The 17,820-nt window shown below is 63.0% G+C and carries 16 protein-coding genes; 7 read left to right on the top strand and 9 right to left on the bottom strand.

The window, feature by feature from the left end; translation table 11 throughout:
- Window positions 1–647 (bottom strand): DMT family transporter (locus AC2FM5_RS11325; RefSeq protein ID WP_496735602.1); only part of this gene is annotated, 647 nt, incomplete at its 3' end.
- Between the two features lie 145 nt (window positions 648–792).
- Between AC2FM5_RS11325 and AC2FM5_RS11320 the strand changes: the two genes are divergently transcribed.
- The gene (locus tag AC2FM5_RS11320) at window positions 793–1,806 is read left to right on the top strand and encodes a hypothetical protein (RefSeq protein WP_480753679.1); all 1,014 of its coding nucleotides are present in this window, start codon (window positions 793–795) and stop codon (window positions 1,804–1,806) included.
- A gap of 6 nt (window positions 1,807–1,812) precedes the next feature.
- Here the strand turns inward: AC2FM5_RS11320 and upp are convergent, their stop codons facing one another.
- The 6 genes from upp to AC2FM5_RS11290 form a co-directional block, all read right to left on the bottom strand.
- Window positions 1,813–2,445: a uracil phosphoribosyltransferase gene (gene upp / locus AC2FM5_RS11315; RefSeq protein ID WP_093962638.1), complete on the bottom strand. Its 633-nt coding sequence runs from the start codon at window positions 2,443–2,445 to the stop codon at window positions 1,813–1,815.
- On the bottom strand, window positions 2,442–3,428 hold the full coding sequence (locus AC2FM5_RS11310; RefSeq protein WP_496735601.1) for an adenosine deaminase: 987 nt from the start codon (window positions 3,426–3,428) through the stop codon (window positions 2,442–2,444). The genes upp and AC2FM5_RS11310 overlap by 4 nt, the downstream gene beginning before the upstream one ends.
- Window positions 3,425–4,636 carry a phosphopentomutase gene (locus AC2FM5_RS11305; RefSeq protein ID WP_496735600.1) on the bottom strand — a complete coding sequence of 404 codons (1,212 nt, stop codon included), beginning with the start codon at window positions 4,634–4,636 and terminating at the stop codon, window positions 3,425–3,427. The genes AC2FM5_RS11310 and AC2FM5_RS11305 overlap by 4 nt, the downstream gene beginning before the upstream one ends.
- The gene (locus AC2FM5_RS11300; protein ID WP_496735599.1) at window positions 4,633–5,940 is read right to left on the bottom strand and encodes a thymidine phosphorylase; all 1,308 of its coding nucleotides are present in this window, start codon (window positions 5,938–5,940) and stop codon (window positions 4,633–4,635) included. The genes AC2FM5_RS11305 and AC2FM5_RS11300 overlap by 4 nt, the downstream gene beginning before the upstream one ends.
- Before the next feature lie 11 nt (window positions 5,941–5,951).
- Window positions 5,952–6,335 (bottom strand): cytidine deaminase, encoded by a 384-nt coding sequence (locus AC2FM5_RS11295; protein WP_170363036.1) that lies wholly within the window; start codon window positions 6,333–6,335, stop codon window positions 5,952–5,954.
- Between the two features lie 106 nt (window positions 6,336–6,441).
- Complete coding sequence (locus tag AC2FM5_RS11290) at window positions 6,442–7,527, bottom strand: cupin domain-containing protein (RefSeq protein WP_496735598.1); 1,086 nt, start codon at window positions 7,525–7,527, stop codon at window positions 6,442–6,444.
- Between the two features lie 143 nt (window positions 7,528–7,670).
- On the opposite strand from AC2FM5_RS11290, the gene AC2FM5_RS11285 reads away from it, so the two are divergent.
- From AC2FM5_RS11285 to AC2FM5_RS11270, 4 genes are all read left to right on the top strand, one after another.
- On the top strand, window positions 7,671–9,944 hold the full coding sequence (locus tag AC2FM5_RS11285; RefSeq protein ID WP_496735597.1) for an NADP-dependent malic enzyme: 2,274 nt from the start codon (window positions 7,671–7,673) through the stop codon (window positions 9,942–9,944).
- Between the two features lie 46 nt (window positions 9,945–9,990).
- The gene (locus tag AC2FM5_RS11280) at window positions 9,991–10,380 is read left to right on the top strand and encodes a GFA family protein (RefSeq protein ID WP_496735596.1); all 390 of its coding nucleotides are present in this window, start codon (window positions 9,991–9,993) and stop codon (window positions 10,378–10,380) included.
- 228 nt (window positions 10,381–10,608) lie between these two features.
- Window positions 10,609–12,498, top strand: coding sequence for a propionate-CoA ligase PrpE (gene prpE / locus AC2FM5_RS11275; RefSeq protein ID WP_170390576.1), 1,890 nt, complete (start codon window positions 10,609–10,611; stop codon window positions 12,496–12,498).
- 90 nt (window positions 12,499–12,588) lie between these two features.
- Window positions 12,589–14,028, top strand: a complete 1,440-nt coding sequence (locus AC2FM5_RS11270) for an amidase family protein (protein ID WP_496735595.1) — start codon at window positions 12,589–12,591, stop codon at window positions 14,026–14,028.
- Window positions 14,029–14,291: 263 nt separating this feature from the next.
- On the opposite strand, the gene AC2FM5_RS11265 is transcribed toward AC2FM5_RS11270, so the two are convergent.
- On the bottom strand, window positions 14,292–15,053 hold the full coding sequence (locus AC2FM5_RS11265) for an NAD kinase (protein WP_170337641.1): 762 nt from the start codon (window positions 15,051–15,053) through the stop codon (window positions 14,292–14,294).
- A 168-nt stretch (window positions 15,054–15,221) separates the two neighbouring features.
- On the opposite strand from AC2FM5_RS11265, the gene glyA reads away from it, so the two are divergent.
- Window positions 15,222–16,517: a serine hydroxymethyltransferase gene (gene glyA / locus AC2FM5_RS11260; RefSeq protein ID WP_170337640.1), complete on the top strand. Its 1,296-nt coding sequence runs from the start codon at window positions 15,222–15,224 to the stop codon at window positions 16,515–16,517.
- 72 nt (window positions 16,518–16,589) lie between these two features.
- On the opposite strand, the gene AC2FM5_RS11255 is transcribed toward glyA, so the two are convergent.
- Window positions 16,590–16,964 carry a hypothetical protein gene (locus tag AC2FM5_RS11255; protein ID WP_170366576.1) on the bottom strand — a complete coding sequence of 125 codons (375 nt, stop codon included), beginning with the start codon at window positions 16,962–16,964 and terminating at the stop codon, window positions 16,590–16,592.
- Between the two features lie 47 nt (window positions 16,965–17,011).
- Here AC2FM5_RS11255 and AC2FM5_RS11250 point away from each other — a divergent pair, with 47 nt between their 5' ends.
- Window positions 17,012–17,815, top strand: a complete 804-nt coding sequence (locus AC2FM5_RS11250) for an alpha/beta fold hydrolase (RefSeq protein ID WP_496735594.1) — start codon at window positions 17,012–17,014, stop codon at window positions 17,813–17,815.
- Window positions 17,816–17,820 lie beyond the last annotated feature (5 nt).

Raw genomic sequence — 17,820 nt, 5'->3', positions numbered from 1 at the left:
GTCACAAAACCGGCCGGGCCGTCAGACTCCACAACCGGCAAAACCGAAAACACGGCGAGGCCAAGGGCGCCGGCCAGCCCAAGCGTGACAATCATCGCAGCCAGCAAGGCGACGGTGCTTTCGTTTGCACAATGCGTTCGGGTCAGGATCGCACTGAGCGCATAGAAAAAGCCGCCTGCCACCGGCAATAGGCTGGTCGCATCAAAGGCATTGGGGTCAGGCTGCAAAACACAGAGGATTCCGACAAACCCCATAAGCACAGCCAAGACCCGCCAGGGGCCGATCTTCTGGTCCAGCAACAGCGCGGAAATCAACAGAACGAAGATCGGTGATGTGAACAGCCCCGCAAGGGCCTGAGCAATTGGCATCAAAGCCAGTGAGCTGAAATAGAACAACATCGCCAGGGTGATCAGAACACTGCGCAGCAGGACCGCCCAAAACCTCTGAGGTCGCAGCCCTCCAAACCCAAGAAACGACAGTCCAACGATAAGAGGCAGCATCATCACGGCCCGGCTTAGGTGGAATTGCCACAAACCGATCGTTTCGGCCAGCCGAATGACGAAATTGTCCACGACGCCGATGATTGCCATGGCCGAGACCATCAGAACCGATGCAAGAACCGGTGAAGAAGGATGTGCTGTCTGCATGTGGCCTTGGCCTCCGGGCCCTTTGGCCGAAACTACGCGTCCCGGTTATCGAGCACATTTCCAAATCACCACGCAACAGGTTTGCGCGGATTAATCTCTCCGTGCTAGGAATCGACAAAAGATAAAACGAGCAGACCTCATCGAAATGACGGCACTGAAACAATACCAGCGGATCGAGGCTACCGGTCTGTGGCGCCCGTCGCCCGACGAGCAGCGGCGCGAAGTGGTTGTTTCGATCGGCGAGGCAACGTTGACCATCACCGATTTCAACGATCGCGCGCTGACGCACTGGTCGCTTGCCGCACTTGAAAGGCAGAACCCGGGCAAGTTCCCCGCAATATTCAATCCAGACGGCGACCCGGATGAGACACTGGAGCTGGAGCAGTCCGAAACCACCATGATCGAGGCAATCGACCGCTTGCAACGCGCCATCGAACGGGCGCGCCCGCATCCCGGACGCCTGCGGTGGGCCAGCGTCGGCGGCGTGGTTGCGGCTGTCGCGGCGGTCTTGCTGTTCTGGCTGCCCGGCGCCCTGCAAAGCCATGTCGAAAAGGTCGTGCCCGAGATCAAACGGCAGGACATCGGGAACACGATTCTGCAACGGATCGAACGGGTTTCGGGCCGGGCCTGCGCCTCGGCGGACGCGCAGCCGGCGCTGCAGAGGCTGGCCCAGAGAACAGGCGTGCGACGGATCGTTGTGTTGCCGGCCGGGGTGCGGGAAAGCCTGTCACTTCCCGGAGGGATCGTGCTGCTGAACCGAGCGCTGGTTGAAGACAGTGAAGATCCCGCAGTTGCCGCCGGTTACGTGATAGCTGAACGCACGCGGGCCAGCCTGCATGATCCGTTGGATGATCTCCTGGACAAAACTGGGACCGTCGCAGCGTTTCGCCTGCTGACGACGGGCGAACTAACACCCCAGATCGTGGACACCTATACCGAACAGGTTCTGGCCGAACCCCGCCCCGCAGTTCCGGAAGACGACCTGCTGGAGGAGTTTGCGTCCGCCTATTTGCCCTCAACCCCATATGCCTATGCGGTTGACATAACCGGCGAAACGGTTCTGGGTTTGATCGAGGCCGACCCGATGGCGGGTCAGCCTTTGGATCAGGTTATGCCCGACCGGGACTGGGTACGGCTGCAGAACATCTGCAGCGACTAGGCGCGCCTATTTGGTGCCGAACATCCGGTCTCCGGCATCGCCCAGACCGGGCATGATGTAGCCCTTGGAATTCAGCTCGCGGTCTAGTGCGGCAGTCACGATCTTGACGTCGGGATGCGCTTCTTTCATGCGGGCCACGCCTTCGGGGGCGGCCAGCAGGCACAGGAACCGGATGTCGGTGGCACCGGCCTGTTTCAGAAGGTCGATCGCTGCGGCCGAGCTGTTGCCGGTGGCCAGCATCGGGTCAACCGCAATAACCAGCCGATCTTTAAGGCCTTCGGGGGCCTTGAAGTAGTACTGCACCGGCTGCAGCGTTTCTTCATCGCGATACAGGCCCACAAATCCGACCCGCGCCGAGGGCACCAGCTCCAGAACGCCGTCCAGCATCCCGTTGCCCGCGCGCAGGATCGACACCAGCGCCAGCTTCTTGCCCGCCAGGATCGGCGCGTCCATTTCCTCCATCGGGGTTTCGATATGGCGCGTGGTCAGGGGCATTTCGCGCGTGACTTCATAGGCCAGCAGCAGCGTGATCTCGCGCAGCAATTGCCGGAACGAGGCGGTCGAGGTGCCCTTGTCCCTCATGAGCGTCAGTTTGTGCTGAACCAGCGGGTGGTCGACGACGGTCAGATGTTCGCTCATGTGTTCTCCAGTCTTTTTCTAACCCTTGCGCGGGTCTCTTCATCGCAGAATGCGGCATTCAGGGCGGTGTCGTTCAGCGCGGCGAAATCCTCGGCGTCCCAGCCGAAGGCCTGGGCCAGCATGTCATATTCGCGGCGCAGGGTGGTATGAAAAAACGGCGGGTCATCGGTGGATACCGTGACCTTCACACCCGCCTCGCGCAGCCGCGCGATCGGGTGGGCGGCAAAACCAGGGTACAGGCCCAGCACCACGTTCGAGCCCGGGCAGACCTCGAGCGTGACGCCCCGGTCGGCCAGTTCATGTACCAAATCGGGGTCTTCGATGGCACGAACCCCATGGCCCACACGTTCGACCCCCAGCGCGCGGACCGCATCGCGGACGCTTTCAGGGCCGCCGAATTCGCCGGCATGGGTAGTCAGGCGCAATCCGGCCTCGCGCGCGCAGTCGAAGGCCCATTTGAAATCGGCCTGCTGGCCAATGGCCTCGTTCCCGCCCATACCGAACCCGGTGATCCAGTCACCCGCGGTTTCGGCGGCGCAGCGCGCGCTGCGCTTGGCCTTGTCGGGTCCGAAATGGCGCACGCAGGTCACCACGCCGCGCAGGGTGATGTCGAACTTGCGCTCGGCCTCGTCGGCGGCGTCCTGAATGGCGGCCAGATAGTCGCGCCAGGCATGCAGATCGCCCCCGCCGCAGAAATCGGGGCTGAGGAAGGTTTCGGAATAGACCACCCCGTTCGCCGCGCTTTCCTCCAGGATCGCCAGCGTCAGGCGGCGGAAATCCTCAGGGGTTTTCAACACTTCGCAAGCGGCCTCGTAGACGCTGAGGAAATGCGCGAAATCGCGAAAGTCATAGCTGCCGTCGGGTTTGAAAATGCCGCTCAGGTCAACCTTCTTTTCATGCGCCAGCTGGCGGATGAAGGCGGGCGGGGCCGCGCCTTCGTGATGCAGGTGCAGTTCGATCTTGGGCAGGTCTGCGACGGTCATAGAAAGGTCCTTCCCGGCCCTTGCGCCGGAATGTTCAGGTGATGGGCGATGCTGGCGGCCACGTCGGCGAAATTGACTTGCCCGATCTGTCCGGCCCCCAGGCCGGCGGTCAGCACCGGCACCTGCTCGCGGGTGTGGTCGGTGCCGATCCAGCTTGGGTCGTTGCCGTGATCGGCGGTCAGCAGAAACAGGTCGCCCGGGCGCAGCCGGGGCAGGATACGCCCGATCTCGGCGTCGAACCATTCCAGCGCGCGGGCATAGCCCGAGATGTCGCGCCGGTGGCCGTACTGGCTGTCAAACTCGACGAAATTTGCGAATGTCAGGCTGCCGTCCTCGGCGCTGTCTACAAGGCGCGAGAGGTGACCCATCAGATCGGCGTCCGAGCCCTTGTCCAGCGTGTCGATCCCCTGCATCGAGAAGATGTCACCGATCTTGCCCACGCCATGCACACTGCGCCCGGCATCCTGCGCCCAGTTGGTCAGCACCGGTGCGGGCGGCGTGATGGCAAAATCCTTGCGGTTGGTGGTGCGGACAAACCCCTGTTCCGGCGATCCCACGAAGGGGCGCGCGATCACCCGGCCCACCTTCATCTCGTGCAGCATGGGGGCCAGGCTCCGGCACATCTGGTACAGGCGCTCCAGCCCGAACGTCTCCTCGTGTGCGGCAATCTGGAACACGCTGTCAGCCGAGGTATAGCAGATCGGCCAACCCGTGCGCATGTGTTCAGCACCCAGTTCGGCAATGATCGTGGTACCCGAGGCGTGGCAATTGCCCAAAATGCCCTCGGTACCTGCGGCCTGCGCGGCGGCGCGGGTCAAATCATCAGGGAACGCGGGGAGCGTGTCGGGGAAATAGTGCCAGTCCCACGGCACCGGCAGCCCGGCCAATTCCCAATGACCCGAAGGCGTGTCCTTGCCCGGCGAATGCTCGCGCGCGCAACCCCACAGTCCGGCCGGGTCGGCCCCCAACCCCGGCGCATCCGCGCCCGAAGCTAGTCGTACCGCCGCGCCAAGCCCCAGCGCATCGAGGTTGGGCAGGCGCAACGGCCCGGACCGGCCATCCTCGGCCCGCCCTTCAGCGCAGGCCTGCGCGATATGGGCCACCGTGTTGGCGCCCGTGTCCGGCACGTCGCCGTTGAAGAACCGGTCGGCATCCGGCGCGCCACCGATACCCACCGAATCCATCACCACAAGAAACGCGCGGCTCATGCGAGGATCCTTTCGTGTACCAGCTCCGGCACCGGAACGGGCGCCGGGCCGATGGTGATCGCGGCACGCACGGCTTGCGCGGCCCGCTGCGCGGCGTCCTCGCGCGCGGCATGGACGACGGCCAGCGGCGTCCCGGCCGAGACCTTGTCGCCCAGCCGAACCAGCCCCGACAGGCCCACTGCCGGGTCGATCACATCGCTTTCCACCTGCCGGCCACCGCCCAGCGCCACGACGGCAAGGCCCAGAGCCTCGCCATCCATCGCGGTGACATAGCCTTCGTCCTGCGCCGCGACCTCAAGAATCACGCTGGCCTCGGGCAAGTAGCGCGCCCAATCATCGACCAGCCCCAGCGGCCCGCCCACCGCGGCCATCATCCGTCCGAACCGTTCGGCCGCACGGCCATCGCGGATCACCTCGGCGATCATGTCCCGCCCGGCCCGCGCGTCGCCGACCATACCTGCGTCAGACAGCAGAACACCGCCAAGTTCGGCCGAAATCTCGGCCAGGGGCGAGGGCTGCCCACCGGTCAGCACCTTCATTACTTCGGCGATTTCCAGGGCGTTGCCCAAGGCGGGCGCCAGCGGCTGGTTCATGTCGGTGATCAGGGCCGAGGTCCGGCACCCGGCCGCATTGGCCGTTTCGGTCAGGGCCTGCGCCAGCTTGCGCGCCTCGTCCAGCGTTTTCATGAAGGCTCCGCTGCCCACCTTGACGTCCAGCACCAGCGCATCCGGGCTGGCCGCCAGTTTCTTGGACAGGATCGAGGCGGTGATCAGATCGAGGCTTTCGACCGTGGCGGTCACGTCGCGGATCGCATAGAGCCGCTTGTCCGCCGGGGCGATCTGTGCCGTTGCGCCGACGATTGCGGCGCCGGTCTCGGCCAAAATCTGGGCCAGCCGGTCCTGGCTGATCTGGGTCGACACGCCGGGGATCGCCTCGAGCTTGTCGAGTGTCCCGCCGGTATGGCCCAGGCCGCGCCCCGAGATCATCGGCACATAGGCCCCGCATTCCGCCAGCGCCGGGGCCAGCACGAGGCTGACGCAATCCCCCACCCCACCGGTCGAATGCTTGTCGATCACCGGACCGTCCAGATCCCAGGTCAGAACCTCGCCGCTGTCGCGCATCGCCAGCGTCAGCGCGGCGCGGCCCTCGGGACCCAGCCCGCCCATGCAGACGGCCATGGCAAAGGCTCCAGCCTGGGCGTCGGTGACGCTTCCATCGGCCAGGCCTTGGGCGAACCACGCCAGTTCGCTGGCATCCGGCACCTCACGGCGGCGCAGTTTCGCGATGATCGAACGGGCGTCCATGGGCGCGGCCCTTACATGAACGAGGCGTCGAAGGCGCCGGGCAGCAGCTCGCCGATGGTCGTGCGGGTCTCAATCCCGTCCACCGTCGCCATGGTGACCACCACGTCCTTGTCTCCGAACTCGGCCAGTTTCTGCCGGCACCCGCCGCAGGGCGGCACCGGTTGCGGGCTGGAGGCCACCACATAGACCTCGGCCAGCTTGTTTTCTCCGGCGGCGACCATCGCGGCGATCGCACCGGCCTCGGCGCAGGTTCCTTCGGGATAGGCCACGTTTTCCACGTTGCAGCCCGCGAACACTTCGCCCGACGGGGTGCGGAGCGCGGCGCCTACCTTGAAATTCGAATAGGGCGCATAGGCGTTTTCACGCACCTTGAGGGCTGCTTCTTTCAACGACATGGCGATTCCCCGATTTTTGATCATCTGGTCAGAATGCCATACCCTACTGGAAATCCGCGGGGGAATTGAAGCCCCCTCTGCACGGGAATCTCGACGCGCCCGCGCGTCAGCCCAGATCGGTCTTGAAATACCCCGGCAGCGTGACCTCGAGCAGTTCGACATCGTCGCTGGGGTCGGCCAGCCGCGTGCGCATTCCGGGCGGGATGACAAAGGCATCGCCCTGCTCCAGCCGAAATGGATCACGGCCTTCACCTTCCAGGGTGACGGTCCCGTTCATCACGAAGGTAAAGTGGATATCGGCATCATGGCTGGCCCAGACCGGGTCGCCCTGCCCGCGGCGCACCACCTGAACGCCCGCCACGCCCTTGGTGTTTTCGGCAATCGTCGTGTCGCGGCATTGATAACCCGGCAGGCGGAACGGCTGCCACTCTGCCCCTCCGGCCCGGTTGTAGACGAACCGCTGGCCCTGCCATTCCCGCTCGGGGCGGTAATGCGGCGTAGGCAACTGCATTTCGTGGTCGATCTCGGTGACATGCTCGGCCGGAACGCCGATTTCGATCACCTGAACGTTGTCCGACGCTTCGAGCACGCGGTGCCGGATCTCGGGCGGCTGGATGAAACAGTCGCCAGCGGTCAGGCGCATCTTGTCGCCCTGATCCTCATAGACCACATCCACCCAGCCGTGGATGCAGAAGATCAGCTGGAACCCGACCTTGTGGAAATGCACCATGTCCGGGACCGGGCCGCCGTCGGGAATGCGGATGTGGCTGGCGATGATCGACCCGCCCAGCCGGTCGGGCACCAGATCGCGGTAATGCATGCCCGCGCGCCCGATGATCCAGGGCGCCTGATCCTTGAGCCTGCGGACAACGAAGGAATGAACCGTCTCGGGCATCATCAGGGGCGGGTTGCGCTCTTCGATCTCGATGCGGGTGCCGTTGGGGGCGACCAGGCTGCGCTGACCGCCGGCAAACCCGTCCGGATCATCGGTGAGGATACGCAAGGTGCCCGGCGCCTCGGGCGCGTCCTTTTCCACACGCAGTCGCAGGCCATGCCCCGAAAACACCGCAACCCGTGGGTCATCCGCCGGATAGATCATGTCCATCCGCATGCCCAGAACCTTGGTGTAGAACGGAATGTCGTTTCGCAGTTCTTGGGTCGGAATGCGGAATTCGGCTATGGTATCGGTCATGCTGGTCTCCTCTGCGCGGGACTGTGAGGGGCCGTTGGGGGATTTGCAAGTCGGGGTCGGATCCGCCGTCATGCGATTTCGAGGTTTCCCCTGCGTAAGAAATAGTTTAGCACTAAACTAAATTCCAAACGGGAAGTTTTGACATGTCCGACACACCCAGCCTGCGTCAGGCCGCACTTGATTACCACGCGCATCCGAAGCCTGGGAAACTGGAGATCAAGGCGACCAAACCCATGGCCAACGGGCGCGACCTTGCCCGCGCCTATTCGCCCGGCGTGGCCGAGGCCAGCCTTGAGATCAAGGCCGACCCGGCGACCGCCGAGATGTATACCGCGCGCGGCAATCTGGTGGCCGTGGTTTCGAATGGCACCGCGGTGCTGGGGCTGGGCAATATCGGCGCGCTGGCCTCTAAGCCGGTGATGGAGGGCAAAGCCGTCCTGTTCAAGAAATTCGCCGGCATCGACTGTTTCGACATCGAGTTGAACGAACCCGACCCCGAGAAGCTGGCCGATATCGTTTGCGCGCTGGAGCCGACCTTCGGCGCGATCAACCTCGAGGACATCAAGGCGCCCGACTGCTTTGTCGTCGAGAAACTGTGCTGCGAGCGGATGAACATTCCGGTCTTCCACGATGACCAACACGGCACCGCCATCGTGGTGGGGGCCGCTGCGCGCAACGCGCTGCACGTGGCCGGCAAGCAGTTCGAGGACATCAAGGTCGTGTCCACCGGCGGCGGTGCGGCAGGGATCGCCTGCCTGAACATGCTGGTCAAACTGGGCGTCAAGCGCGAGAACATCTGGCTGTGCGACATTCACGGGCTGGTCTATGAGGGTCGCGTCGAAGACATGAACCCGCACAAGGACCAATTCGCCCAGAAAACCGACCTGCGCACGCTGGATCAGGTGATCGACGGGGCCGACCTGTTTCTGGGCCTCAGCGGGCCGAACGTGCTCAAGCCCGAGATGGTCGCGCGCATGGCCAAACAGCCGATCATCTTTGCTCTTGCGAACCCGACCCCGGAGATCCTGCCCGACGCCGCGCGCGAAGTCGCCCCCGATGCCATCATCGCCACCGGGCGCAGCGACTTCCCGAACCAGGTGAACAACGTCCTTTGTTTCCCGTTCATCTTCCGCGGTGCGCTGGACGTGGGTGCGACCGAGATCAACGATGCCATGCAGATCGCCTGCGTTGAAGGCATCGCCGAAATGGCCCGCGCCACCACCAGCGCCGAGGCCGCAGCCGCCTACAAGGGCGAACAGCTGACCTTCGGCCCAGACTACCTGATCCCCAAGCCGTTCGACCCGCGACTGGTGGGTGTGGTGTCCTCGGCCGTGGCCCGCGCCGCGATGGAAAGCGGCGTGGCCAGGCGCCCCATCGAGGACATCGAAGCCTACAAGGAAAAGCTGAACCAGACGGTCTTCAAGTCCGCCCTACTGATGCGCCCCGTCTTCGAGGCCGCCGCCGCTGCCTCGCGCCGCATCGTCTTTGCCGAAGGCGAAGACGAACGCGTGCTGCGCGCCGCTCAGGCGATTCTTGAGGAAACCACCGAAACCCCGATCCTGATCGGCCGTCCCGAGGTGATCGAGGCACGCTGCGAACGACTGGGCCTGTCGGTCCGCCCCGGGCAGGACTTCCAGATCGTAAACCCGGAAAACGACCCGCGCTATTATGACTATTGGAACTCGTACCACCAAATCATGCAGCGTCGGGGGGTAACGCCCGATCTGGCCAAGGCGATCATGCGGACCAATTCCACCGCGATTGGCGCAATCATGGTGCACAGGGGTGAAGCCGACAGCATGATCTGTGGCACCTTTGGCGAGTATCGGTGGCACCTGAACTATGTCGAGCAGGTGCTGAATGACGGCGACCTGCGCCCCCATGGTGCATTGTCCCTCATGATCCTTGAAGACGGCCCGCTGTTCATCGCCGACACTCATGTCCGGCAATTGCCCAGCCCGGAAGAACTGGCTGAGATCACCGTGGGCGCCGCGCGCCATGTCCGGCGTTTCGGGCGGGCGCCAAAGATCGCGTTCTGCTCGCAATCGCAGTTCGGCAATCAGGCCGAGGGGTCCGGCAAACGCCTGCGCGAAGCGATTGCGATTTTGGACAGCAAGCCCCGCGACTTCATCTATGAAGGCGAAATGAACCTGGACGTGGCCCTGGACCCCGAACTGCGCGAGCGGATTTTCCCCAATTCACGCCTCGAGGGGGCCGCCAACGTTCTGATCTTTGCCCATGCGGACGCGGCCAGCGGCGTGCGCAACATACTGAAGATGAAGGCAGATGGCATCGAGGTCGGCCCCATCCTGATGGGCATGGGCAACAAGGCGCATATCGTGACACCTTCGATCACCGCGCGCGGGCTGCTGAACATGGCGGCAATTGCCGGAACGCCCGTCGCGCATTACGGTTGACCACGGCGGCCCGACCGGTCTGGCCGCCCTGCCGAGGGAGGTCATCATGAAAGGTCACTGCCACTGCGGCGCCTTGCGATGGGCCAGCGATGCCGAGATCGCCTGGAGCTGCTACTGTCATTGCGTGGATTGCCGTCGCAATTGCGCCGCCCCAGTCACGGCGTTCATCGGGCTGCCGCACGGCTCGGTGGCATGGTCAGGGGATCCGCCACGCGTGTACAACTCGTCTGAGGATGTTGAACGTCTGTTCTGCGGGACCTGCGGCACGCCGATGGCATATCGCAATGCCCGCGACCGGGTGAACATTCATCTCTACACCGCCACGTTGGACAACCCCGAGGATGCCGCGCCCCGGTTTCACGTTTATCACGCCGAGCATCTGCACTGGCTGAACATCGAGGACAGCCTGCCCCGATATGCCGGAACGGCGACCTGATCCGAATCTGACGAAGCCGCGTTTGCACCAGACGCTTCGCAGATTTGCAAGTTCTGCAATAATTTCCTGCTCAGGCGCGAAAACAAGGATCATTTGCAAAACTTTGCAAGACAAATGGGGCAGTTCTGCAAATATTTCGCGATAAACTGACGCGCCGTCACGCGCACCGCTTGCCCGGGTGAACCCAGCCGCCTAACACAAAGATGACAGTTTTCGGGAGGAGGACCCATGGCGTACCAGGACGTGTATGACAGCTGGAAAAATGACCCAGAGGCTTTCTGGATGGAAGCCGCCAAAGGCATCGACTGGATCCGACCACCATCGAAAGCACTGTTTGACGACAACGCTCCTCTGTACGAATGGTTCTGCGATGCCAAGGTGAACACCTGCTGGAACGCCGTGGACCGCCATGTGGAAAACGGCCGGGGCGAGCAGACGGCCATCATCTATGACAGCCCGATCACCCACACCAAGCGCGAGATCTCCTACATGGAGCTGCGCAATCGCGTGGCCACCCTGGCCGGCGCGCTGCGGGCCAAGGGGATCGAAAAGGGCGACCGCGTCATCATCTACATGCCGATGATCCCCGAGGCGCTCGAGGCGATGCTGGCCTGCGCGCGACTGGGTGCGGTGCATTCGGTGGTCTTTGGCGGGTTTGCCAGCAACGAACTGGCGGTGCGGATCGACGACGCCAAACCCAAGGCGATCATCGCGGCGTCCTGCGGGCTGGAGCCCGGTCGTGTGGTACATTACAAGCCATTGCTGGACGGCGCCATCGACATGGCCAGCCACAAGCCCGAGTTCTGCGTGATCTTCCAGCGCGAACAGGAAGTGGCCAAGCTGATCGAAGGGCGCGACTTCAACTGGCACGGCTTCCAATACGGTGTCGAGCCGGCCGAGTGTGTGCCGGTCGCAGGCAATGATCCCGCCTACATCCTTTACACCTCGGGCACCACGGGGGCGCCCAAAGGCGTCGTGCGGCCCACGGCGGGGCACCTTGTGGCGCTGAACTGGACGATGAAGAACATCTACAACGTCGATCCCGGCGATGTGTTCTGGGCGGCCTCGGACGTGGGCTGGGTCGTGGGCCACTCCTACATCTGCTATGGCCCGCTGATCCACGGCAACACCACCATCGTGTTCGAGGGCAAGCCCGTCGGCACACCCGATGCCGGTACCTTCTGGCGGGTGATTTCCGAGCACAAGGTCAAAAGCTTTTTTACCGCCCCAACGGCGATCCGCGCGGTCAAGCGCGAGGACCCCAAGGGCGAGATGCTGGCGAAATACGACCTGTCCTGCCTCAAGGCCCTGTTCCTGGCCGGTGAACGCGCCGACCCGGACACGATCACTTGGGCGCAGGACGCGCTGAAGGTTCCGGTCGTCGACCACTGGTGGCAGACCGAAACCGGCTGGACCATCGCCGGCAACCCGCTGGGGATCGAGGAACTGCCGATCAAGCTGGGCTCGCCCGCCAAGCCGATGCCCGGCTATGACGTGCAGATCCTGGACGAAGGCGGCCACCCGATGAAACCGGGCGAGCTGGGCGCGATCGCGGTCAAGCTGCCCCTGCCTCCGGGCACGCTGCCGACCCTGTGGAATGCCGAGGAGCGGTTCAAGAAATCCTATCTTGAGCATTTCCCGGGCTATTATGAAACCGGCGATGCAGGCATGATCGACGAGGACGGGTACCTCTACATCATGGCCCGCACCGATGACGTGATCAACGTGGCCGGCCACCGCCTGTCCACCGGCGCGATGGAGGAGGTTCTGGCAGCCCATCCCGATGTGGCCGAATGCGCAGTCATCGGTGTATCGGACCAGTTGAAGGGTCAGGCCCCGGTTGGCTTCCTGTGCCTGAACGCAGGCTGCAATCGTGACCATGCCGAGATCGCGAAAGAGGTCGTGCAGATGGTGCGCGACAAAATCGGGCCCGTTGCGGCATTCAAACTGGCCGTCGTAGTGGATCGTCTGCCAAAGACACGGTCTGGCAAGATCCTGCGTGGAACGATGGTGTCGATCGCCGATGGCAAAGATTACAAAATGCCTGCCACGATCGACGATCCGGCCATTCTGGACGAAATCACCGAAGCCCTGAAATCAATCGGTTACGCCCAGTAACCGGGCATCGGGCGGCCCCGGGCCGCCCGCCCTGCCCTGCGGGGTTGCAACCATTGGCAGACCGCCTACTGTGCCCTTGACGGAGGGCACATGGCAAATGACGACATCTGGCGCCTGAGCGCCACAAAACTCGCAAAACTGACCCGCTCCGGCGAATTGAGCGCGACCGAAGCCGTCCAAAGCGCAATCGACCGGATGCACGCGCTGAACCCGGCGCTGAATGCCGTCGTCGAAGACCTCAGCGCCGAGGCGCGGGAGCGCGCCCGCGCCCTCGATGCCCAGCGGGCCCGCGGCGAACCGACCGGCCCGCTGCACGGCGTTCCCGTCACGATCAAAGTCAATGTCGACCAGAAGGGCCATGCCACGACCAACGGTGTGACCGCTCTGAAAGACGTAATTGCCCCCGACGATGCGCCCGTCGTGTCGAACCTGCTGAAGGCTGGGGCGGTGGTGATTGGCCGGACCAACACGCCCGAGTTCTCATTCCGTGCCGACACCGACAACCCGCTTTATGGACGCACCCACAACCCTTGGGGCCGACATATTTCTCCCGGGGGCTCCTCGGGCGGGGCCGGTGTGGCGGTGATGACGGGCATGGGGGCGCTGGCGCATGGCAACGACATCGGCGGCAGCCTGCGGTTTCCGGCCGCGGCCCTTGGCGCGGTGACCGTGAAGCCGGGCTTGGGGCGCGTTCCCGCATGGAACCCCAGCCAAACCGCCGAACGTGGACTGCTTGCGCAATCCATGTCGGTGCAAGGCCTGATCACCCGCAGCGCGGCTGACCTGCACCTGGCCATGCCCAGCCTGATCGCGCCGGATCCGCGCGATCCGTTTCACGTTCCGCTGCCCTGGCGCGTGACCGAGCCTGACCAGCAGCGGCGGGCAGCTTTCACCAAGAACACTTTCGGTTACGATCTCCACCCTGAGGTCGAAAAGGCGCTGGACACGGCCCGTGATGCCCTGGTTGATGCCGGGTACACCGTTGACGAGATCGACCCTCCGAACGTTTTTGAATGTGGACGGCTGGGTTATCGCGCATTGATGGGCGAAGTGCTGACCCTGATGAAAGCCGATGTCGAGGCGGCCGGGTCCGAGACCATCCAGCGCATCTTTGCCACTTACTTCCAGGAATTTCCCCCGATCACCGGCCCGGACCTGATCCGGGCACTGGCCCAGCGCAGCCACCATGCGCGGGAATGGTCCCTGTTCATGGAGGACTACCCGCTGGTGCTGTCGCCTTTCCTGCCGCAGCCCTTTTTCAGACCCGACCGCGACACCGAAGGCTCGGAAGGCGTGCACGAAGTGCTGGGCTGCGCAGTCTATTCCTATGCCATGAACTTTCTGGGCCTGCCCGCCGCCTGCGTTCCGGCGCGTTTGGCCGAGTTGCCGAGCGGGCGCCAGCCAATCAATGTTCAGATCGCAGCGCAGCGCTGGCGCGAGGACCTGGCGGTGGACGCCGCCATCGCGATTGAAGCCCGGGTTGGTCGTATGGCTGATCACCTGTGGGCCGATCTGGCAAGCACGGGCTGAAACACCAACCGCCTCCAACTACCCCAAAATAATTGACCCCGGGACTGAGAGCCCGGGGTCCACGTGCTAAAATATGCCCGGATTGTGATGACGAGCGTAGCACCACCCACCCTCGCCAGCGCGAAAACTGCGCAATCATCCGAAAACACCATTTGGTGGCCACTCACTCCCACCGCGGCGTGTTCTCCGGGCAGTATCAGCATAGCTGAGAGGTGGTCAGCTTCCTGTGAACTGCTTCACATAAGTCCGAGAATCTCGGGAATTTATGTAAATTGTTCAATCGTTAGACGCTCTTCCAGGCCATGCCCGGGGTCAAACAGGATCCTGTGACGGATCTTGGGTTCCGACCGAATCTCGACCCAATCGATATCCGGAAAGGATATGGAATCAGCGTCCGCCATCACCGGACGCTTGTCGGCCTCAAGCACGTCAAAGCGCACATGCGCCGTACTGGGCAACAACGCACCGCGCCACCGCCGAGGACGAAAGGCCGCAATGGCCGTCAGCGCCAGAACATCCGACCCAATGGGCAGAATCGGGCCATGTGCCGAATAGTTGTAGGCGGTCGACCCGGCGGGCGTGGACAACAGCGCGCCATCACAGACCAGTTCGGCCAACCGCACGCGGCCATTCACGCTGATCTTCAGGCGCGCGGCTTGCGGACCGGCGCGCAGCAACGAAACCTCGTTAATCGCAAGGGCTTCGTGCACCTGTCCCGATTGGTCCATGGCCTTCATCGTCAAGGGGTTGATGACTTCTTCTTCGGCGGCTCTCAGACGCTCCATCAGATCGGCTTCGTGGAACTCGTTCATCAGAAACCCGATGGTCCCGCGATTCATGCCGTAGACCGGCACATCCAGATGCTGCGTGTTGTGCAGCGTCCGCAACATGAACCCGTCGCCGCCCAGCGCCACGATGACATCCGCATCTCGGGGCGCCGCATTGCCATAGCGTGCCACCAGTTTGTTGCGGGCCGACTGCGCGACATCCACGTCGCTGGCGAGAAAAGCGATTCTCTTGGTCATGTTTTCCGGTTTCCGGTGCTGCGCATTTGGTTCCGAAACAAACATACCTTTCCCCATTAGGCCAGACGTGACGCCGCAGCTGGCCATTTCGTCGCTTTAAAGTCTTTTTCATCCGTACAGTTTCCTATAGGAAATCCGCCAAACCAACCTCAGCCATGCGGAGCGCACATGAACGCCAACCTTCGTGATACCGGTTTCTTCACCCAGTCCCTCGCGGATCGTGACCCTGAACTTTTTGGGGCAATCACCTCCGAACTGGGACGCCAGCGCGACGAGATCGAGCTGATCGCTTCGGAAAACATCGTCAGCGCAGCTGTCATGGAGGCGCAGGGCTCGGTCATGACCAACAAATACGCCGAAGGCTATCCCGGCCGGCGTTACTATGGCGGCTGCCAGTTCGTCGACATCGCCGAGAACCTGGCCATCGACCGCGCCAAGCAACTGTTCGGTTGCGAATTCGCCAACGTGCAGCCGAATTCGGGATCACAAGCCAACCAGGGCGTGTTCCAGGCGCTGATCCAGCCGGGCGACACTATTCTAGGCATGAGCCTGGATGCTGGCGGTCACCTGACCCATGGCGCCAAGCCCAACCAGTCGGGCAAGTGGTTCAACGCGGTTCAGTACGGCGTGCGCAAGCAGGACAACATGCTGGACTACGATCAGGTCGAGGCGCTGGCCAAAGAACACCAGCCCAAGCTGATCATCGCCGGCGGCTCGGCCATTCCGCGCCAGATCGACTTTGCCCGCATGCGCGAGATCGCCGACATGGTGGGGGCTTATCTGCACGTAGACATGGCGCATTTCGCCGGTCTGGTCGCCGCGGGCGAGCATCCCAGCCCCTTCCCGCACGCGCATGTGGCCACCACTACCACGCATAAAACCTTGCGCGGCCCGCGTGGCGGCATGATCCTAACCAATGACGAGACGATCGCCAAAAAAGTGAATTCGGCCATCTTCCCCGGCATTCAGGGCGGCCCACTGATGCATGTGATCGCGGCAAAGGCCGTGGCATTTGGCGAGGCGCTGCAGCCTTCGTTCAAAGATTACATCAAACAGGTCGTCGTCAACGCTCAGGCGTTGTCGGATCAGCTGATCAAGGGCGGCCTGGACACGGTGACCCACGGCACCGACACCCATGTTGTTCTGGTCGACCTGCGCCCCAAGGGCGTCAAGGGCAACGCGACCGAAAAGGCGCTGGGCCGTGCGCACATCACCTGCAACAAGAACGGCGTGCCGTTCGATCCAGAAAAGCCGACCGTGACCAGCGGCATCCGTCTGGGTTCGCCCGCCGGCACGACCCGAGGCTTTGGAGAGCCCGAGTTCCGCCAGATTGCGGACTGGATCATCGAAGTGGTCGATGGGCTGGCCGCCAATGGTGAAGACAACAACGGTGAGGTCGAGGCGCGGGTCAAAGCGCAGGTCGCGGATCTGTGCGCCAAGTTCCCGATCTACCCGAACCTCTGACGCCACAAAGTCAGAAACAACAAAATGGCGCCTTTAGCGGGCGCCATTTTTCTTTAATGTCAGATGCCCTGATCAGATCAGATCGCGCCACCAAAGCACGACCAGAAACAGCGCGGCCAAGGCCAGAATGTTGAAGGCTAGCCCCCCGAGCATGCCCAGAAACCAACCCCAGCGGCGATCCGCCAGATTGATGGCGCGCAGATGCGACTGAACATCCTTCGCCGCCTTTTCCAGGGTCGGCGAGTCCAGGGTCAGCCGGAGCTTGGGATGCTCGACCAACGGCTCGGCACGGGCGAGTTCCATTGCCTGTTTGTAGACCTTGCGCGGCAAGCGACGCTTGGCACGGCGCACCGACTCGGCCAGGGTCTTGCCCTTTGCGCCCAGTTTTTTGCGCAACAGGATTATCGTCTGCGCGATCTGGGTCTGAATTTCTGTTTCCTGAGCCATGCGCCCCTCCTGACGGGGCAATCTAACGGTCTGCGCAGGCGGTCACAATGGGGCTGGTTGTCCGGGGCGCCGGACGGTATCAGAAAGACATGCTGAACACGATCACACATGGCGAACCGACGTCCCGCACACCGCTGTTGATTGCCCATGGGCTATACGGATCGGCCCGAAACTGGGGGGTGATCGCGCGTAGGCTGTCAGATGAACGTCAGGTGGTGGCGGTCGACATGCGCAACCACGCCCACAGCTTCTGGGACGACCGGCACGATTATCCGGCATTGGCGGACGATTTGGCTGAGGTCATCGAAAGCATGGGCGGCGCGGCTGACGTGATCGGGCATTCGATGGGTGGCAAGTCGGCAATGACATTGGCGCTCGAGCATGGCGAAATGGTCCACAGGCTGGTCGTGGCGGACATTGCTCCGGTTCGGTACAGTCACACGCAAATGCCATATATCGAGGCCATGCGCGCCGTGGACATGACACAGGTCGCGCGCCGCTCGGACGTGGAACAGCAACTGGCCGATCTTGGAGTCGAGAAGGCGTTGCAGAGCTTCTTCACTCAGTCGCTCGACGTTCCCGGCAAACGCTGGCGGCTGAACCTGGACGTATTGGCCAAAGAGATGCCGAATATCATGGGTTTTCCGAACTTTACCTCACACTGGGACGGCCCGGCACTGTTTCTCGCCGGTGCGGAGTCGGACTATGTTCAGGCAAGTCACCGCGAAGTCATCAAATCTTTGTTCCCGAACGCCCGTTTCGCCAAGATTCCGGGCGCAGGCCATTGGCTGCACGCCGAAAAACCGCGTGAGTTCGAAGCTGCTGTCCGGACATTTCTGAACGCCGCCTAAGCTCT

The sequence above is a fragment of the Ruegeria sp. BHSA162 genome, assembly GCF_059613385.1.
The sequence above is the reverse complement of the archived record's forward strand: the minus strand, read 5'-3'. Positions and strand labels throughout refer to the sequence as shown.